We start from the raw sequence: 22,623 nt of genomic DNA on the forward strand, positions 1-22,623 counted from the left end.
GTCGGGGAGATGTGTCGGCAACCTGCACAGTAAGTTTCACGTGACGGAGGAGGAGCACCCGAATGGCGCGCAAAGCGAAGGCGGGCTTCACGCCCAGCCGGGCGAGGAACCTGGTCGGTGTCGCGAAGGTGGTGGGCCCCGCGCTCATTCCGGTGCTGGCCCCGGTCATCGTCCGCGGAGCTGGGGTCTTGAGCGAGCAGTACGACAGGTACCGGGCGCGCAGGCTCGGCATCGACGTCGCCGACATCGGGAAGTACTCGGGGTACGGCGCCCGGTTGCACGCGCGGATCGTCGGCTTTTCGGACTCGCTCGAGAGTGTGCGGACTTCCGATTCCGAGTGGGTGTCGAAGACCGAGGCACGACTGGCGCAGTTGCTCGCCGCGGTGCGGGCTTCCGAACGCATGCCGGCGGCCCGGCGCAAGGCAGCGCACCGGGCCGTCGGGACGGATCTGGAGATGCTCGAGCAGGAACTGCTCAGGCGTTTGAACGTGCGCTGACGTCCGGGGCCTTCGGTGAGACGTCCGGGGTCTTCCCGGTCACCTCGGCCACGGCCCTGACCGCCGCCTCCTCGACCACCTGACCGGGGTCGAGGTGCGCGGTGACCTCCTCCATGACCTCGGCGACGCGCTCCTCTCGCCGGATCATCGGGTCGGAGCGCAGGTCCTTCGCGAGGGACACGCACAGCCCGACCATCACGACCATGAACGGCAGCGCCGCGATGATCGTCAGGTTCTGCAGGCCCGTCAGCGCGTTGGACCCGCCGACCAGCAGCATCACCGCCGCGACGGCACCGGTGGTCACGCCCCAGAAGATCACCACGGGCTTCTTGGGCTGGATCGTGCCCTGCTGCGAGAGCGTGCCCATGACGATCGACGCCGCGTCCGCGCCCGACACGAAGAAGATCGCCACGAGGACCATCACCACGATCCCCGAGACGGTGGCCAGCGGGAACTGGCCGAGCAGCGAGAACAGCTGCGACTCCGGCGAGGACTGGCCGGCGAGGTCGACACCGCCGCGCTGCTCGAAGATCGCCGTTCCGCCGAGGATCGCGAACCACACGAGCGACACCGCGGACGGCACCAGGATCACGCCGGACACGAACTGCTTGATCGTGCGGCCGCGCGAGATCCGCGCGATGAACATGCCGACGAACGGCGTCCACGAGATCCACCACGCCCAGTAGAAGATCGTCCAGCCGGACAGCCACGTCTGGGTCGCGTCGCCACCGGAGGCGGCGGTGCGGCCCGCCATCGTCGCGAGCTCGCGGAAGTAGTCACCGAGGGCGGTGGGCAGCAGGTTGAGGATGAACACGGTCGGCCCGACGACGAACAGGAACAGCGCCAGCACCACGGCCAGCACCATGTTGGTGTTCGACAGCCACTGGATGCCCTTCGCGACCCCCGAGACCGCGGACGCGACGAACGCCATCGTCAGCACGGCGATGATCGCGACCAGCACGCCCTTGCCGACCTGGCCTCCCCAGCCGGCGGCCTCCAGGCCGGACCCGATCTGCAACGCCCCCAGGCCCAGCGACGCCGCCGAGCCGAACAACGTCGCGAAGATCGCCATGACGTCGATGGCACGGCCCCAGCCGGACGCGGCACGGCGTCCCAGCAGAGGCGCGAAAGCGGAGCTGATCAGCGAGGACCGGCCGCGGCGGAAACTGCTGTACGCGATGGCGATGCCGACGATCGCGTAGATCGCCCACGGGTGCAGCGTCCAGTGGAACAGCGTGGTCGCCATCGCGGTCTCCAACGGGTCCCCGTCGGTGCCGGGCGGCGGCTTCACGAAGTGGGTGAGCGGCTCGTTGACGCCGTAGAACATGAGGCCGATGCCCATGCCGGCGCTGAACATCATCGCGACCCAGGACACGGTCTTGAACTCGGGCTTCTCGTCGTCCCGGCCGAGCGGGATCTTGCCGTAGCGGCTGAACGCGAGCCAGAGGGCGAAGACGACGAAGCCGGTGGCGGAGAGCACGAACGCCCATCCCAGGTGCTGGATGATCCATCCCAGCGCGGTCTTCGACGCGGACGCGAGACTCTCGGTGGCGATGACTCCCCAGGTCACGAACGCAAGCGTGAGACCTGCGGCAACGCCGAACACAACCCGGTCGGTACGGCCCGGCCTGTCGCATTGAACGGTCATGCGGCCCCGATTACCCGCTCGTGGACCGGTCGAAACTCCTCCGATTACCCTCAATCCTCGTGAGTACACGGACGAGCGAGTTGCGCACCTTGCGCGGTGCCGCGCTCGCGTCGACGTCCGCGGCGCTCACGATCACCGCCCACGGGCTGGGCGGCGGCGAGCTGACGGAGTTCGTCCACGCGCTTCCGCTGGTGGCGCTGATCGCGTTCGCGGCGGCCTCGCTCGCCGACAGGCGCACCGGGAAGCTCTCGGTCATCGCCGGGCTCGGCACGGCCCAGCTCGCGCAGCACCTGCTGCTCACCTGGGTCACCCACGAGCACAGCAACACGCTGACCTGGCACATGGTCGTGGCACACCTCGTGGCCGCGTCGCTGACCGGCCTGCTGCTCTTCCACGCCGAGAACGCCCTGTTCAGGCTGTTCGCCGCCGTCACCCGCCTGATCCCCCGCAGGCTCACGCCGCTGCCGGTCGCGACGCCGGCGCGGACGTTCACCGGCACGCCGTACGTCCAGAACGCGCACTACCTGGACGTCGTCCGTGCGAACCGGCGGCGCGGCCCGCCCTGTGACTCCTGATCATCCGCATTCCCCTCCGAACCCCTTGGCGATCAGGAGCCACAACTTCATGTCGACAAATCGATTCGGCGTGCGCACGCTCGCCGTCCTCGCCGTTGCCGGACTCGCCGTCCTCGGCACCCCCACCGCCGCATCAGCGCACGTCAGCGCCCAGCCCGCGGAGTTCACCCAGGGCGGCCGCGCGACCTTCGCGTTCCGCGTCCCGAATGAGCGGGACAACGCCGGCACCACCAAGATCGAGGTGACGCTGCCGCAGGACACGCCGCTCACGTCGGTGCGCACCAAGCCGATGCCCGGCTGGAAGGCCGAGGTCGTGAAGGGCAAGCTCGACAAGCCCGTGACCGTCGGCGGCAAGGAGGTCACCGAGGCGTTCACCTCGATCACCTGGACCGCGGAGGGCGCCACGAAGATCGGCGTCAACGAGTACCAGGAGTTCTTCGTCGCGCTCGGCACGCTGCCGGAGGGCAAGGACACGCTGCTCCTGCCGACCAAGCAGACCTACGAGAACGGCGAGGTCGTCGACTGGTCGCAGGCCCCCGGTGCCGACGGCAAGGAGCCGGAGCACCCGGCGCCCGCGTTGAAGCTCGCCCCGAAGAAGGCCGGTGACGACGGCCACGGCGGTCACGGCACGACCCCCGCTGCCAACACCGGTGGTGACACGCACGAGGCGTCCGCCGCCGGTTCCGACAAGACAGCCCGCTACCTCGGTGGCGCCGGTCTGGCCGTCGGTGCGCTCGGCCTCGGCTTCGGCGTCGGCGCGATCCTGCGTTCGAGGCGCAAGGCATGAAGCGAGCGCTGATCGCGTTCCTGTTCGCCGGTGCGGCCGTGCTCGGCACGGCCGCCCCCGCGGCGGCGCACAACGCGTTGATCAGCAGCGACCCGAAGGACAAGACCTCGCTGGAGGTCGGTCCGTCGAGCGTCACGCTGACATTCGACCAGGACGTGCAGGGCGGCGCGGGGGTCAACACGATCACCGTCGTCGACGCGAACGGGGGCCACTACGAGGCCCCCGGCGACCCGACGATCAAGGACACTGCCGTGTCCGCGAAGGTCAACGCCCTCGGCAAGGCCGGGCAGTACAAGATCGGCTACCGGATCCTGTCCGCCGACGGCCACCCGGTGTCCGGTGAGCTGACGTTCACGCTGACCAGGGACGGCACGGGTACGCCCACCACCCCCGCGAACCCGGACTCCGCGTCCGGCGGCGGTTCGGGTGACGGCCTGCCGATCTGGGTGTGGATCGTCGGGGCCGTGGTGCTGCTCGGCGGCGGCGTGTTCTTCGCGCTGCGCGGCGGGGGCGCGAAGGCATGAACGACGTCCGGACCGCCGCCCCCACCCCCTACCGCGTGCTCGCCGGACTGGTGTCCGGCGCGCTCGCGGGCATCGCGCTCGGCCTCGTGCTGGCACCACCCGTTGTGGTGGCCGGGGTCGTCGACGCCGGGGCGGCGGTCCGGTACGGCCTGCCGGTCACGCGAGTGCTGCTCGACGTCTCGGCGACGGTCGTCGTCGGGCTGTCGATCCTGCCGAAGCTGCTCGGCTTCGACCGGCCCACCCACACCGAACCCGTCATGCGGATCGCCCGGCCGGCCGCGGTCGTCGCCGCCGCGGTCTGGGTGGTCACCGCGCTGACGGCCATCGCGCTGCAGGCCGCCGAGCTGCGGCCGGGCAGCAACGTCAGCATCGGCAACGCCGTCGAGTACATCGCGACCGTGGGCGCCGGCAAGGGCTTGCTGTTCAGCGCGGCCTGCGCGCTCGTGTACCTGGTCTTCGGTGTCATGGCCGTGCGCAGCGGCGAGTCCGTACCGGCCGAGCTGCGCATCCTCGTCTCGATGTTCGGCCTGCTGCCGATCCCGGTGACCGGACACGCCTCCAACTGGAAGTACCACGACTACTCGATGGTCTCCATGGAGCTGCACGTGCTGGGCGCCGCGGCGTGGACCGGCGGGCTCGGGGCGCTGATGGCGCTGGTCGCCCACCGCAAGGGCCTGCTGGCGATCGCGCTGCCGAAGTTCTCGAAGCTCGCCACGACCAGCCTAGTCGTGGTCACGGTGACGGGCCTGTTCAACGGGCTCCTCGAACTGGTCCTCAACCCGGTCGTGCCGTTCCCGCGGTCGATGTTCACCACCGGCTACGGGTTGCTCTTCCTCGGCAAGGCGGTCTGCGCGCTGCTGATCGCCGTGCTCGGCGCGCACATCCGGTGGCGGCTGCTGCCGAAGATCTCCCAGCACAAGGTCACCGCGATCGTGCAGTGGGCGGTCCTCGAGATGACGATCATGGGTGTCGCGTTCGGCCTCGCGGTGGTGTTGAGCCGCGCGCCCGTCAGCTGAACCCCGTCGCCACCCGGACCAGGTCGGCGAGAGCGCGCGACCGGGCGTGCGGCGGCCACGCGATCACCGTCGTCACCTTCTGCGCGTCGACCACCGGCACCGCGACCACCCCTTCGGCCAGTCTCGTGCGGTAGGCCTCGGGCAGCACCGCGACCGTCCGGCCGAGCTCGACCATCTGGAACAACTGGGTCAGGTTCCGCACCTCGACACCGGAACCGTCCGGGTAGGTGCCGTCCGGGGCGGGCCACCGCGCGAGCTCCGGCAGGGCCTCGACGTCGGCCTGCCGCACCCCTGACCGGGCCGCGAGCGGGTGCGCCGACGACATGACCACGACCTGGCCCTCGGTGTGGAGCACCTCCACGTCGAGGCCCGCCGTCGGCTCGTAGGGCTCGTGCAGCAACGCCGCGTCAGCGCGTCCGTCGAGCAGCGCGAGGTGGGTGTTGGACTCGCACAGCAGCACCTCCACAGGAACGGCGCCGGGCTCGGCCGCGTACGCGTCGAGCAACTTCGCCAGCACCTCGCCCGTGCCACCCGCCTTGGAGGCCAGCACCAGCGAGGGTCTGTCCTCGGCGGCACCGCGGGTTCGTCGTTCGGCCGCCGACAGCGCACCCAGGATCGCCCTGCTCTCGGCCAGGAGCACCTCGCCGGCGTTCGTGAGCGAGACCCTGCGGCTGGTGCGGGTCAGCAACGCGACCCCGAGCCGGTGCTCGAGCTGGGCGATCGTGCGCGAGAGCGGCGGCTGGGCGATGCCGAGGCGTTCGGCGGCGCGGCCGAAGTGCAGCTCTTCCGCGACCGCGACGAAGTACCGGAGCTCCCTGGTCTCCACGCCCTCCACGGTATCCATACCGGCCGGGTATCGCTGCGGCACCGAAGCGGTGTTGGTCTCGAACGCCCCTCCGACCATGATCGAAGTCATGAGCGAGAAGACGATTGCGCTGGTCACCGGCGCGAACAAGGGCATCGGGTACGAGATCGCGGCGGGCCTCGGCGCGCTCGGGATGAGCGTCGGGGTCGGGGCACGTGACCGTCGGCGCGGCGAGGAAGCGGTGACGAAACTGCGGGCGAACGGCGCAGATGCGTTCTTCGTGCCGTTGGACGTGACCGACGACGAGAGCGTCACCTCGGCCGCGTCGTTGCTGGAGGAACGGTTCGGGCGGCTCGACGTGCTGGTCAACAACGCGGGGATCGCCGGGGCGTGGCCCGCGAAGCCGTCGGTCGTCAGCCCGGACGGCCTGCGGGAGGTGCTGGAGACCAACGTGATCGGCGTCGTCCGCGTCACCAACGCGCTGCTGCCGCTGCTGGAGCGCTCCCCCCACCCGCGGATCGTCAACCAGTCGAGCCACCTGTCGTCGTTGACCCTGCAGACGACACCCGGCGTGGAACTCGGCGACGCCGACGGGAGCTACACGCCGACGAAGACGTTCCTGAACGCGGTCACGGTCCAGTACGCCAAGGAGCTCACCGGGATGAAGGTCAACGGGGTCTGCCCCGGTTACGTGGCGACCGATCTCAACGGCCACCAGGGGACCGAAACCCCCGCGAACGGCGCCAAGGTCGCCATCAGGCTGGCGACGCTGCCCGAGGACGGTCCGACCGGCGGCCTGTTCGACGACGCCGGGACCGTGCCCTGGTGAGGCCGGTCAAATGTTCAACGTGAAACATCCCTACGCGGGCTGGACTCGGTGAGTGGTCCGATCAGCGCGACGAGCTGCCCACGAAAGGACTAATCAGTGATCAGTCGGGCCGAAGATTCCTCGCGCATCCGCGCCAGCCGGTTCATCGTCCGCTGCCCGCGGCGGTCCAGCTCGCGGCTGTCGATCCAGCCGTTGGCGTAGTAGCGGTAGTCCTGCGCCAGCGCCACGAGCTCCGCGAGGTAGTCGGCGGATCGGCGCCGTCGCTCCTCGTCGAACCCCGCGAGCAGTGGCAGCTGGGTGTCCACCACCTCGTCGAGCAACTGCGCGGACCGCAGCGCTCTCCTGGAACGCCACCTCCGGGTAATGCTCACGCGCCGCACCTCGTCCTCCGCCCCGACCTGCCGCACATTAGGCGTGCAATTCCCGCCCGTCGATGCTGCATTCGTGTGCGGAGGTCCTGGCGTTACCGGTTCGTGTCCCACGCCATCCAAAAGTGGTGCTACAGATCCGAACGAAATGGCTCAGGCCGCGGTGTCGGTGCCGGTGAAACGCGCGACGCGCTCGGCCAGCTCGCGGGCCTCGGGGTTGTTGCGGCGCTTCTCGGCCTCCTGGCGCAGCGGCTCCATGCGCTGCTTCGTGCGCACCGACTTCAGGCCCTCGGACAGGTCGACCGCCTGGCCACCGACCTTGGCGCCGTGGTCGATGTCGCCCTGGATGAGGTGGTTGATCGACATCGCGGTGAGGTTGAACGACCGGCTGCGGGCCATGTCGTCGCCGAAGCTGTTGATCGCCTTGGACAGGTAGGGGATCGCGGTCCGCGCGTACTTGGCGTCCACCGACTGGGCCAGCTCCGTGTGCACCGTGCCGATCATCGACGAGAGGTCGACCTCGTTGAAGAACCTGGCCCAGGCGGGGGCTTCGGCGACGTCGGCTCGGGAGAACTCGTCGCGCGCGCGGCCGAGCAGCTTGAGCGCCTGCTCGTCGGAGCCCATCTTCGCGTAGGCCCAGGCCTCGTTCGCGCAGAGGATGCCCACCGCGAGTTCGGAACCGGAGTTCTGCGCGGCCAGCTGACCCAGCTGGAACACCTTGAGCGCGTCGTCGGGGGCGTTCTGGTGCAGGTAGACGCGGCCCATGCGGTACAGGATGTTCGCCATCAGGGCCTCGTTGTCGCCCTGCTTCGCGAGGTCGAGCGCCTGGCCGAAGTGGTTGCGGGCCGAGTCCATCAGGCCCGTGTCGAACGACGTCCAGCCGGCGAGGTTGTGCAGGTCGGCCAGGGCGACGAAGAGCCGCTGGCGGACGATGTCCGTGGAGCTGGCGCCGAGCATCTGCTGCCCCCAGGACAGCTGGGCGACCACGGCGTCACGGCACGAGCCGCCGCCGTACTGGTAGTCGAGGGCACGCAGAGCCCGCGTCGCCGCTTCGACCTGGCGCACATCGGTCATGCCGATGCGTCCCGGAGCCGGAGTCTGTGTGGGGTGGGAAACCCACGACCCGGAGTCCGCTCCGAACACGGCCGCGCCGACTGTCACGGCGGCGGCGTGCGCGAGGAACTTCCGACGCTTCACCGACTCTTCCTCCTCAGGATGGGGTGAGTCCGCGGCTGCGGCCACCCTCACTGCCGTTGTCTCGTCATAGGCGAGACCCATGTATCCACGTGGGACACCCAGACCCACGGCGATCCTCGTCAGGACGTCGTACGCCATCACCTGGCGTCCCTTGAGGATCTCCGAGACCTCGGACTGCGACTGGCCCGTGAGCGCCGCGATCTGGCGCTGGGACACACCGTGCCGCCGGAGCAGCCGGTAGACCGAGCTGATCTCCCGTCGCGCCAGCGCGTCCCGCATCTCCGGGTGGTCCCACACCTCGGTGGGGATCGGAGAGCCCTGGGAACTCATGGTGTTCATCGCGCACCCTCACAGTCCGTTGGGCGTCATCGGCAGACTAGGGGCAGGTCCCCGAGCCCGAGAAGTCCTCTTCGGCGGGGCTGATCGGCCCTGCCGAACACCGCTTACCGCTCACCGTAAGAGTCCCACCGGTCAGCGCTGTGACGTCCCGTTCCGGCATGAATCATCGCAATCTGGATCCCGGTAAGCGAACGAGCACGGAGAGGAACGACCTGATAGTGGACAGCTCCTCCTCGTACTCCACCTCCATTGTGGAGACGGGTGACACCGACTCCACATGGCGCGGCACGACCGGGCAGCGTCGGACGTGGCAGATCAGCTGCGGCGACGTGGTCGACCGGGACCGCCAGCTCACCGTGAAGGTGGTCCAGGGCCAAGTGGTCCTGGTAGGCCCTCCCGGTGAGACGGCAGTCTTGTCCCACGACCAGCTCGTACAGCTCAGGGCTGCGCTACGCGAAGCCGCCGACCAGGCGGAAAGGTGACGGTGACGTTTCGATGGACGCGATCCTCGGACAGGTTCTTCGCAACGCTGTGTGGGAACGCCTCGACCTGCTCACGGAGCTGGCGAGCCGCGCTGACGCCCCGTCCCTGCTGTCGGTGGCCCGATCCGAGCTCCCTCGGCTGACCGAGGGATGGCGTGCTCTGCTGGCAGCGCACGAGCCGGACGAGAAGGGCAACTGCCCTGAATGCTCCGGCCGCTGGCGCCAGCAGAAGTCTCCTTGCTCGGTGTGGCGCGCCGCGTACGAACACCTGGTCGCGGGCGGACTCGCCCCGCGCCCGGCTCGCCACCTGCGCGAGGCCCCGGTGACCCCTCCTGTCACCCGGTCCCGCCGCGCGGTGGCTCGAGCCCACTAACGGGCGTTTGCGACCGACCTGGCGTCCCCCCGACACGACCAGGTCTGCAAACCGCCTGCTGACCGGTGGCCCGCGATGTGCGAACCCCCGACCGCTACATCGCGGGCCCCGGTCAGCTCCCCGACTCCACAGATTCCCGCGGGCCGGTGACGTGCACCTTCCCTCCCCGACCGTCGCCGGTCCGCGGTCACCAACCCCGGCCCCTGTCTGCACCTCCCGCGCAGGCAGGGGCCGTTTCCACGACTGCGCGACTAGCGCCGTGCTCCGAGCTTCTCCTCGGCCGCCCGCGCGACGAGGATCGGCAAGAAGGACTCGATCTTCGCGTGGTCGCTGATCTCGTCGTAGGCCTCGCGCACGGCGCGCTGGACAACCTGGTCGTCGTACTGGTCGCCGACGCGGCGCCGCACCTCGGAAGCCGCCTGGCGCACCTGGTCCTCGGCGTCGGCGTGCAGGCCGTGCGGGTCGCGCACCCGGTGGCCGTCGATCGTTCCGGTCATGGGGTCCTCCCTCGGTTTCCGTGGCCGGGGAGTTCCCGTTGTCAGCGGTGCGTACCCGTCTTCCACGCGAGGTACGAGGTCAGGCCGGGGAACAGCCGCCCCGAGATCTCGAACGCCTTGAGCTGCCACGGGAAGAGGTGCTCGCCGCGCTCCTCCTCCACCGCGTCGACGATCGCCTTCGCGCACTGCGCGGGCGTGACCGTCGGGATCATCCTGGCGACCGCCGGGAACCGCTCCTCCACGCCGGGGTTGTTCGTGAAGTACTCGCTCGACACCTTGCCCGGCACGACCTCGCTGATCCCGACGCCGGTCCCCCGCAGGTCGAGGCGCAGCGACGCAGTGAGACCGCGCAGCGCCCACCGCGACGACTGGTAGCCCACGCAACCCGGGATCGGCAGGCGCGACACCGGCGAGTTCACGTTGACGATCCAGCCGGAGCCACGAGACCGCATGGCACCCAGGTACTCCCTGGTCAGCAGCAACGCCGCCAGGTACGGCACGGCGGTCATGGCCTGCAGCTCGTCGGCCGGCGTGTCGTCGAGGAACAGCCAGCGGCCGACGCCCGCGTTGTTGACGAGCACGTCCGGGGCCGGAACGTCCTCGGCGAGTGCGCGGATCTGCGCGCCGTCGGCGAGATCGGCCGGGTGGGCGGTCGCCGAGCCGCCGAACTCCGTGATCCGCTCGACCTGCCGATCCAGCAGCTCAGCGCTCCGGGCCACAAGGTGGACACGGGCGCCGTGCGCGGCGAACCGGAACGCGGCCTCCGCGCCGATCCCCTGGGACGCTCCCGTGACCAGAACCCGCTTGCCCTCGACCTTCATCAAACCACCGATCGCACTCGACTCATCAACACCGCCGCCAGCGCCGTCGCCAGCGCCGACATCGCGAAAAGACCGCGGTAGCCACCCAGGCCGGCCAAGATCACCGCGGTCAGCAGAGGGGCGATGACCTGCGGCAGCGCGTTGGCCACGTTCAGCACGCCGAGGTCCTTGGCCCGGTCGGACGCCGCCGGCAGCACCTGGGTCAGCAGCGCGATCGCGACCGCCCAGTACGTGCCGAAGCCGACGCCGAGCAGCGGCGCGGCGATCAGAGCGCTCGGCCAGGTGGGCCAGACCACCAGCAACAGCGCGGCAACCGCCATCACCACGGCCGCCAGGTACACGTACGGCTTGCGGCGCCCGGAACGATCACTTCGTGCGCCGAACAGCACCGCTCCTGCGGCGAGCGCCACCCCGTAGAGCGCCATCAGCACCAGCAGGCCGTCTTCCGGCGACGGGTGGTGGACGACGTCGCCCAGGAAGAAGAGGAGGTAGAGCGTCCCGAACGCGTTGCCGAGGTTGATCATGAGGTGGCCGAGCCAGGCCCAGGCGAAGTCGGGGTGCTCGCGCGGGGAGATCCAGAACGTCGGCTTGACCGGCTTGGCGATGAGCTGCGTGTCCGGCGTGCGCCAGACGAAGAAGAGCGCTCCCACGACCACGATGGCAGCACACGCCAGATAGCCCGCCGTCAGCCCGCTGACCAGCAACGTCACGACGACCGCGCCCAGCACCGTGCCGAGCATCTGACTGATGCCGATGAGTCCGCCGACCTGCGCCCGTTGCACGACGGGCACGCGGTCCGGCACCGCGGAGGTCAGCGCGGCGAGCATGCCGCCGATCCCCGCCTGCACCAGGCACCAGCCCACGGTCATGACGAACACCGACGGCGCGTTGGCGAGAACGGCAAGACCGGCGGCACCGACAGCAGCGCCGGCCAGCGTCCACGGATGACGACGACCGAACCGCGAGGTCGTGCGGTCGGACAAGAACCCGATCAGCGGCACGACCAGCAACGACACCAGGGCGCCGACGCCGGTGACGATGCCGAACACCAGCTCCTTGTTCGCCTTGTCCAGCAGCTCGGCCTGCTGCGGCAGAAGGACCTGGATGGGCGCGTAGATCGCGAGCCACAGCCCCAGGTTCGCCGCGAAGAGCCAGGCCATCCAGCCCCTTCTGACCGGGACCACCGGTTCGGCGAGCGCCTCACCCACCGCTGATCACCTCGCGGTACCAGTGGAACGAGTCGCGCGGCGTGCGGACCTGCGTCTCGTAGTCGACGTGGACCAGGCCGAACCGCTGCGAGTAACCGGCCTCCCACTCGAAGTTGTCGAGCAGCGACCACACGAAGTACCCGCGGACGCCTGCCTCCCGAGCGGCCTCGAGGTGCCCGGCCAGGTAGGAGATCCGCTCGGCGTCGTGGAGGTCTTCCGGGAAGCTGCAGCCGCTCTCGGTGACGTGCACCGGCGGCAGCGACGGGTGGCGTTCGCGCAGCTGGGCGATCATCTCGCCCAACCCGGACGGCACGATCGGCCAGCCGAACCCGGTGCGCGGGTACTCGTCGATCTCCACCAGCTCGAACGGCAGCGGGTTGCCCTCGGACGGCGACCTCAGCCGCGTGGGGTTGTAGTAGTTGACCCCGTAGAAGTCGAGCGGCTGGTGGATCGTGGCCAGGTCACCTCCGGCGACAGGCAGGAGATCGGCGACTGCGTCCGGATATCGGCCCGACAGCACGGGGTCGGCGTAGAGCCAGTTGTGGATCTCGCTGTAGGCCTCGGCGGCCGCTACGTCGTTCGGCGTAGCCGGCCAGGCCGGTGTGTGGTTGTTCGCCGTGCCAACCGCTTGCGCGTCGTACGAACGGAGCACTTGGACCGCGCGGCCGTGGGCGAGGTTCAGGTGGTGGGCGGTCGGCAACGCGTCGAAGAGCAGCGTCTTGCCCGGCGCGTGCTCACCGATCGCATAGCCCTGCAACGTCACCATCGCGGGTTCGTTGATCGGGATCCACAGCTCCACGCGGTCGGCGAGCCGGTCCGCGACCAGCGCCGTGTAGTCGGCGAACCGGTCGGCGACGTCCCGGTTGAGCCAGCCACCCTCCGCTTCGAGCTCCAGCGGCGTGTCCCAGTGGTACAACGTCACCACCGGTGCGATGCCGGCGTCGACGAGGGCGTCGACCAGGCGATCGTAGAAGTCGAGTCCCTCGGCGTTGACGGGTCCCTTGCCGGAGGGCTGGACGCGCGGCCACGCGATGGAGAAGCGGTACGCGTTGACGCCGAGCTGGGTCATCAGCGCCACGTCCTCGCGCCACCGGTGGTAGTGGTCGCACGCAACGGAAGCGTTCTGGTTCTCGTGCACCGGGGTGAACGCGTCCCACACGGAGGGGCCTCGACCGCCGGCGTCGAACGCGCCCTCGATCTGGAACGCGGACGTCGACACTCCCCACAGGAAGCCGCTCATCGATCCTCCAAATGTGAAACTTGTTCGGATCGTAGGCGTGTTGACGGGTTCGGGGAAGTGAAAGAGCCGTACAACGGGCAAGATGGAAGTACCCGAACTATTGGGAGTCGCCGTGACGAGCACCACCCCCCTTCGCCGTCAGCCCGTCCAGCAGCGCAGCGCCAAGAGAGTCGAGCGAATGCTCGAGGCGTGCGCGACCCTGATCGACGAGGTGGGCTACGACGGCGTCACCACGACGTTGATCGCGGAGAGGGCGGGCGTCGCGGTCGGTTCGCTCTACCAGTTCTTCCCGGACAAGAGAGCCGTCGTGCAGGCGCTGACGCTGCGCAACGTCGACAAGTTCTCCCAGGGCATCACCGAACGGCTCGAGCAGGCGACGCTCGAGCACTGGTGGGACGCCGTGGACACGGTGTTCGACGTCTACGTGACGATGCACCGCGAGATCCCCGCGTTCGGGAAGCTGCACTTCGGTGACGTCGTGGACATGCGCCTGCTCGACGACCGGCGCGACAACAACGCCGTCATCTCCGACAAGATCTCGGAGCTGATCTCGGGCAAGTTCGGCATTCCGATGGGCGAGGTCGGCCTGCCGATCGCGATCGCCGTCGAGGCCGCCGACGCCGTGCTGAAGATGGCCTTCCGCAACAACCCCGTCGGCGACCCCGCGATCTTGGCCGAGGCGAAGGCGCTGGTCAGGGGCTACCTGTCGTCACGCCTGCCCGCCTAGCCGAAGTTGCGGCGCTCGCCGCGGTACGTGGGCACGGTGCGCTCGATGCGGTCACCGCGCACCAGGTGCACCTCGTCGAACCGCTCGAACAGCTCGCCCGCCTTGGCGTGCCGCATCCAGACGCGGTCGCCGATCCGCAGCTGTTCCGCCGCCCTGCCGGTGACCGGCGTCTGCACCTCGCCGGCACCCTCGAGCCCGAGCGTCCTGAGCCCTTCCGGCAGGTACGGCGAGGGCTGGCGGTCGGGCGTGGGCGTGCCGGACGCGATGTAGCCGCCGGCGAAGAGCGTCGCGACCCGCTTGGCCGGCTTGCGCACCACCGGCAACGCGAAGAGCGCGGCGGGCTGCGGCTGGAACGCCTGGTAGGCGTCGAACAACGTCGGCCCGAACAGGCCACTGCCCGCCGCGAGCTCGGTGACCGACGGGTCGGATCCGGTCAGCTCCAGGCTGCCGGTGCCACCGCCGTTGACGAACTCGAGGTCGGCGACCTGCCGCACCGCGTTGATCACGGCCGTCCGCCGTTGGACCAGCTCCGGCCCGGACCTCGCCTGGATGAACCGGATCCCGATCGCCCGAACCGGCTGACCGGGCGGCTTGTCCCCCAGCCCGGCGATCTGCCCCTCGTAGGCCATGACCCCGACGAGCTGGAACCCGGTGCGGCGCACGATCTTCGCGGCGAGCGCCCTCGCCTGCTGCGGCGTGTGGACCGACGACCGCCGCGGACCGATGTGGACACCGGGCAACGGCCGCCACGACACGTCGAGCTCCAGGCACACCCGGATGTCGGCGTGCGGCCCGACGGCGGCGTCCACGAAGTCGAGGTGCTCCACCGAGTCGACCATGATCGTCACGCGCTGCCGGGCCGTCTCGTTGGCGGCGAGCTTCTGCAGAGCGGCACGATCGGCCGTCGGGTAGGCGACCAGCAGGTCGTCGCTGACGTTCTGCTCCGACAACCACAACGCCTCGGCCAGCGAGTAGCACATGACCCCGGCGTAACCGGGCCGTTCGAGCGCCCGGCACACCAGGTCGCGCACGCGAACCGACTTGCTCGCCACCCGGATCGGATGACCGGCAGCGCGACGGGTGAGGTCCGCCGCGTTGTGGTCGAAGGCGTCCAGGTCGACGATCGCGAACGGAGGATCCAGGTCCTTCGTCGCGGCGTCGAGTCGAGTTCTGCGCATGCTCTGACGGTACGTCCTCGACCCTTGAAACGTGAAGAGCTTTCACTTACGTTACTCGCAGGTCACACTCTCGTGGAGGTTCGTGTGTGGACGAACTGGGCTAGAACTGCTTCGTGCACGCCGACGCGCGTCGTCCACCCCGCCAGCACAGACGAGATCGCCGAGGCGGTCCTCTCGGGTTCCCGCGTGCGCGCGCGAGGCAGCGGCCACTCGTTCAACGACATCGCCGTAGCCCCCGAAACGGCGCTCGACCTCGACCGCTGGACGGGCATCGTCCACGCGGACGCGGAAACCGGCCTGGTCACCGTCCGCTCGGGCACTCCCCTGTGGTCGTTGAACGCAGACCTCCACCGCCTCGGCCTGGCCATGCCGAACCTCGGCGACATCGACGCCCAAACCGTCGCCGGCGCGATCTCCACCTCGACCCACGGCACGGGCGCCAAGCTCGGCGTCCTCGCCACCGCCGTCGAGTCCCTCGAACTCGTCCTGGCCGACGGCTCCGTCGTCACCTGCTCCCGAACCGAACGCCCGGACCTCTTCAACGCGGCCCGCGTGGGCCTCGGCGCCCTCGGCATCATCAGCACCCTGACCCTGCGCTGCGTACCGTCGTTCGTCCTGCGGGCGTCGGAGTCCCCCGGCCGCCTGGACGCGGTGCTGGAGCAGTTCGACGACCTCTGCGCCGTGGAGGACCACGTCGAGTTCCACTGGTTCACCCACTCCGACCGCGTGATCCTCAAGCGCAACAACAGGATCACCGAACCGGCACGCCCGCTCTCCAAGCTCCGCCAGACCTGGGAGTACGAGGTGGTGGAGAACGCGGCGTTCGGCGCCGTGACCAAGGTGGCACGCAGGTTCCCGCGCTACACCAAGCGCCTCAACGAGGTCTGCGGCTCCCTGATCACCGAACGGTCCTATTCGGACTACTCGCACAACGTCTTCGTGACCCCGCGCCGAGTCCGCTTCGTGGAGACCGAGTTCTCGATCCCCCGCGAAACCCTGATGGACGTCATCGCGGAACTCCGCGCGGTGGCCGGCAAGCTGGGCGACCGCGACCACCTGATCGTCCCGTGCGAGGTGCGCGTCGCCCAGGCAGACGACATCTGGCTTTCCACGGCCAACGGCAGAGACACCGCGTACATCTCGATGCACCAAGCACTGGGCATGCAGTACAAGGCTTTCTTCGACGCGTACGCGAGCATCGCCGCGTCAGTGGGAGGCCGCCCGCACTGGGGCAAGATGCACGACCTGACCGCGACCGAGCTCCGCCCGCTCTACCCCCACTTCGACGACTTCCTGCGGGTGCGCGACGAGGTGGACCCAGGCCGCACCTTCACGAACCAGTACCTGGACCGCGTGCTGGGCACCTGACCGCGAAGCCGAAGGCGAGCCGTCCGAACGCCTTCCCGAGCAAGCGCTCCCGGCGCAACCACCAACGCAACCGGCAACCAACGCAACCGGTAGCCGCCCAACACAACAGGCGCGCCATCAACCCGCCAACGCAACAGCGAGGACCTACGGACAGAGCGCGCACACCCACGCCGGCGCAAGCTGACGCAGGCGTCCCCTCATCCTCGGGACCCCTCGCAACACAACCTACCCAGCGCCCCCGACAAGATCAGAGAACAGCGCGAACCGCCTCACCGACGGGCGTCTCCCCCTCGACCAACTCGAGGGTCTTCCCGATGGTCCCGGGAGCCCCCAGTAACTCGACCAGGACAGCAGCGACATCAGCCCGGGCAACCGACCCGCGGGGCAACCGAGGCGCCGCAAGGGTGACCAGCCCGGTCCCGGGCCCGTCCACCAACCGCCCGGGCCGGAGAACCGTCCAGTCGAGGTCCCGGCCGCGAAGATCCTCTTCGGCCATCTTCTTGGCCTTCAGGTACACGGCGAACTCGGGATCCACATCAGGCGAGTCCGCGGCCTCGATGCCCACCGACGACACCTGGACGAACCGCCGCACCCCCGCCTCCACGGCAGCGGAGGCGAAGAGGGCGGCGGCCCCGTAGTCCACGGTGTCCTTGCGGGCGGCGCCGGATCCGGCACCCGCGCCGGCGGCGAACACAGCCGCGTCAGCGCCGTTCAAATACGAGGCGACCGAGTCGAGGTCGGCAGACTCCAGGTCGCACAACACCGGAACGGCTCCGGCTTCCTGCACGTCACCAAAGTGATCGGGATTGCGGACCAGTGCGGTGGCGGCGTGTCCACGGGTGGCCAGCTGCTGCTCGAGGAGCAGCGCGATCTGCCCGTGTCCGCCGGCTATGACTACTCGCATGTCCCGACCGTAGATCAGTGTGCGGTGTCCAGCACGACGCGCGCGATCAGGACGCGGTGGCGAGCAGCTGTTCGTAGACGAGCTCGTTGACCCAGCGGGTGATGGCGGTGTCCTCGGCGGGGGCGTTCTCCTGGCGGCCGGACACGTCGACCGAGAGGTCCTTCTCGTCGTCGGCCAGCAGGACGGAGACGCCGTAGCGGCGGACGCGGGGCAGGCAGTTCGCGAGGTAGTCGTGGGAGAAGGCGACCGACTCGGGGAGGACGACCGCGGCGTTGCCGTAGCGGGCGAAGGGGACCGCGGAGGCGAGGGCGGTGCGCCAGTGGCGGGCGACGGCCAGGACGCCGACGATGCGGACGGCGGACGGCGGGACGCGGCCTTCCATCTCCGGCCACACCCAGGTGGAGACGGTGGTCTTGTCGGCCTCGGGAGCGGCACCCACGCACACGCGCTCGGCGTGGGCGTCGGCCAGGAGCTCGGCCACGACGACGACCTTGCGGCCCATGAGGACCATCTCGGGGAGAACGACTCCGTGCCAGCCGAGGCGGATCGCCGCGGCGGCTGCCAACTCCTCGACGGACGCGGGCAGTTCCGGAACCGGGACCGGGGTCGTCGACAGACCGTTCGAGCTGTCGAGGGCCGCGATCCTTGCTGGGGTGCTGCTCACGCCAGTGCCTCCTCGTCACCCGCGGCGGGCGATCCGCCGCGTTTCGACTCGTGCTCTGGATAAGGATTAGCAGGAAGCGCACGGCCCGCCCCCAGGTCAGCGCACCCCCTGCGATCGACGGCGCCGAGCGGTCGGTGACCGGTCGAAGACCGGTGTGGCGAGTTCGGTCCTACGATGCTGCCGTCTGGGTGACGTCGACCCGGATGGCGGCACCGAAAGGCCTGCTCAGAGCGGGTCCGCCAGGCGTGGCGCGCGAAACCGCCGATCGGTGAGCGGTCGCCGTCCGCCGACCGTTCACCGCGCCAGAACGACCACCTACATGATGATCACGGTCTTGCCGGGTCCATGACCTGCGAAAACATCGACAGCCCCGCGCAGCGGCAGGCGGCGGGCGATCGGTACCCGCAGCTCACCGGCCTGCACCATCGACGCGAGCCGCTCCAACGCTTCCTTCGTGCCCTTCATGCTGAAGTTCTGCGCCGGGTCAGCGGAGACGTAGTTCGTGTTCAACGCCAACGGCGCGTAGCGCGCGTTCGCCTCGAACGACGAACGGTCGGCGCTCACGAGGTCGATCAGGGCGTCGGCTTCGACGAGCGAGTCGCCGCGGCCGATCGGGATGACGCGCTTGCCGGCCGCGCGGGCGATCTGGGTGGCGAACGACCCGACGCCTCCCGAAGCGCCGACGACCAGGACCGATTCCGCGGGTCCCAGCGCCTCGACCAACTGCAGGGCGGTCATTCCCGCTGTCGGCAATGCGGCGGCGACGGCCGGATCCACGTCTTCGGGCAGAGAAGCCAACGCGTTGGTGGCCGGAACTGTGACGTACTCGGCGTATGTTCCGCCGCCGACGGGACGGCGGAAGAAGGTGCCGAAAATCTTCTCCCCGGAACCGACGACCTCTCCCGCGCCATCAGTCCCAGGAACCAACGGGAACACGTGAGGCGCGGAACTCCGCAGCATCCCGTCGACGACTTTGCGGTCGAACGGGTTGACGCTCGCGGCGAGCAACCGGACCTTCAGCTCACCGGGTCCCGCCTGGGGCTCCGGGATCTCGACCAGCTCCAGCTCCGCACCGAAGCCCGCTGCCGCCATCGCCCACATGCTGGCCCCCGAACGAGTGACAGACATCACCTGTTGGATCAAGGAATCCGATATTGCCGATCAACGAAAGAACCCCCCTCGCGATTCCGCGAGAGGGGTTCCCTCTGTCTTTCTATGGGCAAGGGGGGAGTTGAACCCCCACGTCCTTTCGGACACACGGACCTGAACCGTGCGCGTCTGCCATTCCGCCACTTGCCCCTGGAGACGTTGAGAACACTAGCACGCGTCCAAACCAGGTTCCTAATCGCCCCCTGTAGGCGTCGTCGCGCCCGGATACGATCGGTGCGGGAGCCCGTCCGCGCGGAAGGAGTCGACATGGGCCTGCAACGCTTCGAGCGCAAGCTCGAAGGTCTCGTCGGCAACACCTTCGCGCGGGTGTTCGGCGGCAACGTCGTGCCCCAAGAGGTGGCACAGGCGCTGCAACGGGAGGGTGACAGCAACATCCGCGAGCTCGCGGGTGGCAGACTGCTAGCCCCCAACCACTACACAGTGCTGCTCGGAGCCCAGGACCACGAACGTCTTGCGGGCGATGAGCAGGATGAACTACGCATCACACAGCTCCTCGCAGAGGGCCTGCGAGAGCACCTGGCCGAGTCCGGATGGGATACCTATGGTGACGTCGTAGTCTCCCTGGAGCGCTCCGAGGCGCTGCACACCGGACAGTTCCGAACCAGCTCGTCCGTCGACCCCGACGTGAAAGCGGCCAGCCGACGGTCAGCACCACCTCGCACCGCAGGAGACCGATCCATGAGCCAGCCACCCGGCTACGGACAAGGACAGGGCCAGCCCGCCCAGGACCCTTATGGTCAGGGCGGCTACGGCCAGCAGGGCTACGACCAGCAGCAGGGCTACGGCCAGCAGCAGGGTTACGGCCAGCAGGGTTACGACCAGGGCTACGGCCAGCAAGGCGGCTACGACCAGGGCTACGGCCAGCAGGGCGGCGGCTACGGCGGCGCCCAGCAGGGCTATGACCAGGGTTACGGCCAGCAGGGTTACGACCAGGGCTACGGCGGCGGCCAGCAGGGCGGCGGCGGCTACGACCAGGGCTACGGCCAGCAGCAGGGCTACGGCCAGCAGGGCTACGACCAGGGCTACGGCGGCGCCCAGCAGGGCGGCTACGACCAGGGTTACGGCCAGCAGGGCGGCTACGACCAGGGCTACGGCCAGCAGCCGGGCTACGGCCAGCCCGGCGGGTACGACCAGGGCTACAACCAGGGCGGATACGCCCCGCCGGCGACCCAGGGCGCGAACCGCCAGCTCAACGCGACGCTGCACCTCGACGACGGATCCAACCGGACGTACAACCTCAAGCAGGGTGGAAACGTCGTAGGACGTGGGCAGGAGGCCGACTTCCGCCTCCCGGACACGGGTGTCTCCAGGCGACACCTGGAAATCTCCTGGGACGGGCAGAATGCGATGCTCGCGGATCTCGGTTCGACCAACGGCACCACGGTGAACGGCACGCCAGTGCAGACTTGGCAACTCGCGGAAGGCGACGTCGTCCGCATCGGCCACTCGTCATTGGTCTTCCGCACCGCGGGCTAGTGGTCGGCACGGGCGTCGGCATGCAACTCAAGGCAGGAGCGGTTACAACCGGTGCAAGAGCTGGTGATGCAGCTGACCAGAGCGGGCTTTCTCGTGCTCCTCTGGCTTTTTGTGCTGGCCGCCCTACGTGTGGTCCGCTCTGATCTCTACGCAGCCTCAGGGCTCCGGGCGTCAGGTCTGCCCGGGTTCCGGAGGTCCGAGAAGTCGGCGAGGGGGAGCAAGGCGCCTCGGCAACTCGTGGTCACCCACGGGGCGCTGACCGGCACCCGCATCTCGCTCGACGGCAGGCCGATCCTGATCGGTCGCGCTGACGACTCCACTCTCGTCCTGGACGACGACTTCGCGTCGACCAGGCACGCGAGGCTGTCCATGCGCGGTACCGACTGGTACGTGGAGGACCTCGGCTCCACGAACGGCACCTACCTGGACCGAGCCAAGGTCACCGCACCCTTGCGCGTACCTCTCGGCACCCCGATCCGCATTGGCAAAACGGTGATCGAGCTGCGCTCATGACCTTGGTTCTTCGATACGCGGCCCGCAGCGACAGGGGCCTGGTTCGTTCCAACAACCAGGACTCCGTGTACGCGGGCCCTCGCCTGCTCGCAGTAGCCGACGGCATGGGTGGCCACGCCGCCGGTGAGGTCGCGAGCAAGGTGGTCATCGCCTCGCTGGCCCACGTCGACGACGACGAGCCCGGCGACGACCTCCTCGGCAAGCTGCGCGACGCGGTCGCGAGTGGCAACGGCGCCATCTCCGAGCTCGTGACGAGCGACCCGGACCTGGAGGGCATGGGCACCACGCTCACGGCCATCCTGTTCGCGGGCAACCGCCTCGGGCTCGTGCACATCGGCGACTCGCGCGCGTACCTCCTGCGGGAGGGTTCTTTCGCGCAGATCACGCACGACGACACGTTCGTCCAGTCGTTGATCGACGAGGGCCGGATCACCCCGGACGAGGCGGCCACGCACCCGCAGCGCTCGCTGCTGCTGCGCGCCCTCACGGGGCACGACTTCGAGCCCAGCCTCACGGTGCGCGAGGCGCGTGCCGGCGACCGGTTCCTGCTCTGCTCGGACGGTCTGTCCGGCGTCGTGAGCCTGGAGACGCTCGACGAGGCGATCCGCATCCCCGACCCGCAGGCCTGCGCGGACCGGATGATCGAGCTCGCGCTCAAGGGCGGCGGCCCCGACAACGTCACGGTGATCGTGGCGGACGTCGAGGACGTCGACTTCGGCGACGACTACCCGATCGTCGGCGGCGCGGCGGGCGACGGCAGCGAGGAGCACAACACCCCGCCGGACTCGGCGGCCTCGCGGGCGGCGACGCTCACGCAGCAGCGCCCGCCCGTGCCCCAGCGCATGGAGGCACCGCCTCCTCCCCCGCAGGACCCGAAGCGCAAGAAGCGCAACGCCCTCAAGGCGTTCGCGATCATCTTCGTGCTGCTCCTGCTCGCCGCGGTCGTGGCGGTCGGCGGCAAGCTGTGGCTCAACACCCAGTACTACGTCGGCGCCACCGCGGACGGCCAGGTCGCGATCTTCCGCGGTCTGAACGGCTCGGTGCTCGGCTTCAAGCTGTCGTCCAAGGTCGAGGACTCGTGCCCGCCCGGCTCCACGGGCTGCACCCCGATCACGCTCGACGACCTGCAGGAAGCCGGTCGCAAGACCATCACCGCGGGCATCCGCAGCGACAACGGCCTGGACGGCGCCCGCGCCGCGGTCCGGTTGCTGCGCACCGAGCACATGCTGCCGCTGTGCAAGGACACGTCGACGTCGAGCACCCCCACGACGCCGACCACCCCGTCCAGCACGCCGGGCAGCAGCACCTCGAACGCGCCCGCCAACGGTTCGGCGAACCCGGAGACCGGTTCCACCGAGCCTTCGCTCACCCCCTCCCAGCAGAAGCCGGGTGTGGAATGCCGGGAGGGTCCGTAGTT

General features: G+C 69.4%; 25 protein-coding genes and 1 tRNA gene. 13 read left to right on the plus strand and 13 right to left on the minus strand.

The features are described from left to right. Positions 1–62 precede the first annotated feature (62 nt). A complete protein-coding gene (locus BLQ91_RS28900) occupies positions 63–497 on the plus strand; it encodes a DUF6474 family protein (protein WP_090101815.1) in 435 nt (144 codons plus the stop codon). Here the strand turns inward: BLQ91_RS28900 and BLQ91_RS28905 are convergent. Beyond that, positions 475–2,145, minus strand: a complete 1,671-nt coding sequence (locus BLQ91_RS28905; protein ID WP_090101817.1) for a BCCT family transporter — start codon at positions 2,143–2,145, stop codon at positions 475–477. The two genes, BLQ91_RS28900 and BLQ91_RS28905, sit on opposite strands and share 23 nt — an antisense overlap. A 59-nt stretch (positions 2,146–2,204) precedes the next feature. On the opposite strand from BLQ91_RS28905, the gene BLQ91_RS28910 reads away from it, so the two are divergent. The 4 genes from BLQ91_RS28910 to BLQ91_RS28925 are packed head-to-tail and all read left to right on the plus strand — an operon-like array spanning position 2,205 to position 5,047. After that, a complete protein-coding gene (locus BLQ91_RS28910; protein WP_143022853.1) occupies positions 2,205–2,720 on the plus strand; it encodes a hypothetical protein in 516 nt (171 codons plus the stop codon). 49 nt (positions 2,721–2,769) lie between these two features. After that, positions 2,770–3,507, plus strand: coding sequence for a YcnI family copper-binding membrane protein (locus tag BLQ91_RS28915; protein ID WP_090101952.1), 738 nt, complete (start codon positions 2,770–2,772; stop codon positions 3,505–3,507). Then, on the plus strand, positions 3,504–4,031 hold the full coding sequence (locus BLQ91_RS28920) for a copper resistance CopC family protein (RefSeq protein ID WP_090101822.1): 528 nt from the start codon (positions 3,504–3,506) through the stop codon (positions 4,029–4,031). Before BLQ91_RS28915 ends, BLQ91_RS28920 begins: the two co-directional genes overlap by 4 nt. After that, a complete protein-coding gene (locus BLQ91_RS28925) occupies positions 4,028–5,047 on the plus strand; it encodes a copper resistance D family protein (RefSeq protein WP_090101824.1) in 1,020 nt (339 codons plus the stop codon). Before BLQ91_RS28920 ends, BLQ91_RS28925 begins: the two co-directional genes overlap by 4 nt. Here the strand turns inward: BLQ91_RS28925 and BLQ91_RS28930 are convergent. Beyond that, positions 5,040–5,873, minus strand: coding sequence for a LysR family transcriptional regulator (locus tag BLQ91_RS28930; protein WP_090101954.1), 834 nt, complete (start codon positions 5,871–5,873; stop codon positions 5,040–5,042). The two genes, BLQ91_RS28925 and BLQ91_RS28930, sit on opposite strands and share 8 nt — an antisense overlap. An 88-nt stretch (positions 5,874–5,961) precedes the next feature. Here BLQ91_RS28930 and BLQ91_RS28935 point away from each other — a divergent pair, with 88 nt between their 5' ends. After that, a complete protein-coding gene (locus tag BLQ91_RS28935) occupies positions 5,962–6,681 on the plus strand; it encodes an SDR family oxidoreductase (RefSeq protein WP_218130448.1) in 720 nt (239 codons plus the stop codon). A gap of 89 nt (positions 6,682–6,770) precedes the next feature. Here the strand turns inward: BLQ91_RS28935 and BLQ91_RS28940 are convergent, their stop codons facing one another. Both BLQ91_RS28940 and BLQ91_RS28945 read right to left on the minus strand, forming a co-directional pair. Next, on the minus strand, positions 6,771–7,052 hold the full coding sequence (locus BLQ91_RS28940; protein ID WP_090101956.1) for a hypothetical protein: 282 nt from the start codon (positions 7,050–7,052) through the stop codon (positions 6,771–6,773). A gap of 150 nt (positions 7,053–7,202) precedes the next feature. After that, positions 7,203–8,585: a helix-turn-helix transcriptional regulator gene (locus BLQ91_RS28945; RefSeq protein WP_090101828.1), complete on the minus strand. Its 1,383-nt coding sequence runs from the start codon at positions 8,583–8,585 to the stop codon at positions 7,203–7,205. A gap of 158 nt (positions 8,586–8,743) precedes the next feature. Between BLQ91_RS28945 and BLQ91_RS28950 the strand changes: the two genes are divergently transcribed. Both BLQ91_RS28950 and BLQ91_RS28955 read left to right on the plus strand, forming a co-directional pair. Further along, positions 8,744–9,067, plus strand: coding sequence for a hypothetical protein (locus tag BLQ91_RS28950; protein ID WP_245733874.1), 324 nt, complete (start codon positions 8,744–8,746; stop codon positions 9,065–9,067). A 13-nt stretch (positions 9,068–9,080) separates the two neighbouring features. Then, the gene (locus BLQ91_RS28955) at positions 9,081–9,440 is read left to right on the plus strand and encodes a hypothetical protein (protein ID WP_030480258.1); all 360 of its coding nucleotides are present in this window, start codon (positions 9,081–9,083) and stop codon (positions 9,438–9,440) included. A 251-nt stretch (positions 9,441–9,691) separates the two neighbouring features. Here BLQ91_RS28955 and BLQ91_RS28960 read toward each other — a convergent pair whose 3' ends face one another. From BLQ91_RS28960 to BLQ91_RS28975, 4 genes are read right to left on the minus strand one after another with little or no spacing between them, the layout of a single operon-like run. Next, on the minus strand, positions 9,692–9,937 hold the full coding sequence (locus BLQ91_RS28960) for a three-helix bundle dimerization domain-containing protein (RefSeq protein WP_090101830.1): 246 nt from the start codon (positions 9,935–9,937) through the stop codon (positions 9,692–9,694). 41 nt (positions 9,938–9,978) lie between these two features. After that, positions 9,979–10,758 (minus strand): SDR family NAD(P)-dependent oxidoreductase, encoded by a 780-nt coding sequence (locus BLQ91_RS28965; RefSeq protein WP_090101833.1) that lies wholly within the window; start codon positions 10,756–10,758, stop codon positions 9,979–9,981. Beyond that, positions 10,758–11,918 (minus strand): MFS transporter, encoded by a 1,161-nt coding sequence (locus BLQ91_RS28970; RefSeq protein ID WP_090101960.1) that lies wholly within the window; start codon positions 11,916–11,918, stop codon positions 10,758–10,760. The genes BLQ91_RS28965 and BLQ91_RS28970 overlap by 1 nt, the downstream gene beginning before the upstream one ends. 40 nt (positions 11,919–11,958) lie before the next feature. Continuing rightward, complete coding sequence (locus BLQ91_RS28975) at positions 11,959–13,206, minus strand: GH1 family beta-glucosidase (protein ID WP_090101835.1); 1,248 nt, start codon at positions 13,204–13,206, stop codon at positions 11,959–11,961. 82 nt (positions 13,207–13,288) lie between these two features. On the opposite strand from BLQ91_RS28975, the gene BLQ91_RS28980 reads away from it, so the two are divergent. Then, positions 13,289–13,933 (plus strand): TetR/AcrR family transcriptional regulator, encoded by a 645-nt coding sequence (locus tag BLQ91_RS28980; protein WP_218130449.1) that lies wholly within the window; start codon positions 13,289–13,291, stop codon positions 13,931–13,933. Here BLQ91_RS28980 and BLQ91_RS28985 read toward each other — a convergent pair. After that, positions 13,930–15,111: an amino acid deaminase/aldolase gene (locus tag BLQ91_RS28985; protein WP_090101839.1), complete on the minus strand. Its 1,182-nt coding sequence runs from the start codon at positions 15,109–15,111 to the stop codon at positions 13,930–13,932. The genes BLQ91_RS28980 and BLQ91_RS28985 overlap by 4 nt on opposite strands. A 72-nt stretch (positions 15,112–15,183) precedes the next feature. Here BLQ91_RS28985 and BLQ91_RS28990 point away from each other — a divergent pair, with 72 nt between their 5' ends. Next, the gene (locus BLQ91_RS28990; RefSeq protein ID WP_245733876.1) at positions 15,184–16,479 is read left to right on the plus strand and encodes a D-arabinono-1,4-lactone oxidase; all 1,296 of its coding nucleotides are present in this window, start codon (positions 15,184–15,186) and stop codon (positions 16,477–16,479) included. A 247-nt stretch (positions 16,480–16,726) separates the two neighbouring features. Here BLQ91_RS28990 and BLQ91_RS28995 read toward each other — a convergent pair whose 3' ends face one another. The 4 genes from BLQ91_RS28995 to BLQ91_RS29010 all read right to left on the minus strand — a co-directional run bounded on the left by BLQ91_RS28995 (position 16,727) and on the right by BLQ91_RS29010 (position 19,346). Continuing rightward, positions 16,727–17,383 carry an NAD(P)H-binding protein gene (locus BLQ91_RS28995; protein ID WP_090101843.1) on the minus strand — a complete coding sequence of 219 codons (657 nt, stop codon included), beginning with the start codon at positions 17,381–17,383 and terminating at the stop codon, positions 16,727–16,729. A 46-nt stretch (positions 17,384–17,429) separates the two neighbouring features. Further along, positions 17,430–18,047, minus strand: coding sequence for a hypothetical protein (locus BLQ91_RS29000; protein ID WP_090101845.1), 618 nt, complete (start codon positions 18,045–18,047; stop codon positions 17,430–17,432). A 315-nt stretch (positions 18,048–18,362) separates the two neighbouring features. Beyond that, entirely contained in the window at positions 18,363–19,139 is a 777-nt protein-coding gene (locus BLQ91_RS29005) for an NADP-dependent oxidoreductase (RefSeq protein WP_143022854.1), read from the minus strand. Positions 19,140–19,263: 124 nt separating this feature from the next. Beyond that, positions 19,264–19,346, minus strand: a tRNA-Leu gene (locus tag BLQ91_RS29010). Positions 19,347–19,463: 117 nt separating this feature from the next. Here BLQ91_RS29010 and BLQ91_RS29015 point away from each other — a divergent pair. Genes BLQ91_RS29015 through BLQ91_RS29025 form a run of 3 tightly spaced genes read left to right on the plus strand, consistent with a single transcriptional unit; the run spans position 19,464 to position 22,621 of the window. Beyond that, positions 19,464–20,693 (plus strand): FHA domain-containing protein, encoded by a 1,230-nt coding sequence (locus tag BLQ91_RS29015; protein WP_090101849.1) that lies wholly within the window; start codon positions 19,464–19,466, stop codon positions 20,691–20,693. 51 nt (positions 20,694–20,744) lie between these two features. Beyond that, entirely contained in the window at positions 20,745–21,206 is a 462-nt protein-coding gene (locus BLQ91_RS29020) for an FHA domain-containing protein FhaB/FipA (protein ID WP_030480247.1), read from the plus strand. Further along, complete coding sequence (locus tag BLQ91_RS29025; RefSeq protein ID WP_090101851.1) at positions 21,203–22,621, plus strand: PP2C family protein-serine/threonine phosphatase; 1,419 nt, start codon at positions 21,203–21,205, stop codon at positions 22,619–22,621. The genes BLQ91_RS29020 and BLQ91_RS29025 overlap by 4 nt, the downstream gene beginning before the upstream one ends. The last annotated feature ends 2 nt before the right edge of the window (positions 22,622–22,623 follow it).

Source organism: Lentzea jiangxiensis, assembly GCF_900104175.1.
GTDB lineage: Bacteria > Actinomycetota > Actinomycetes > Mycobacteriales > Pseudonocardiaceae > Lentzea > Lentzea jiangxiensis.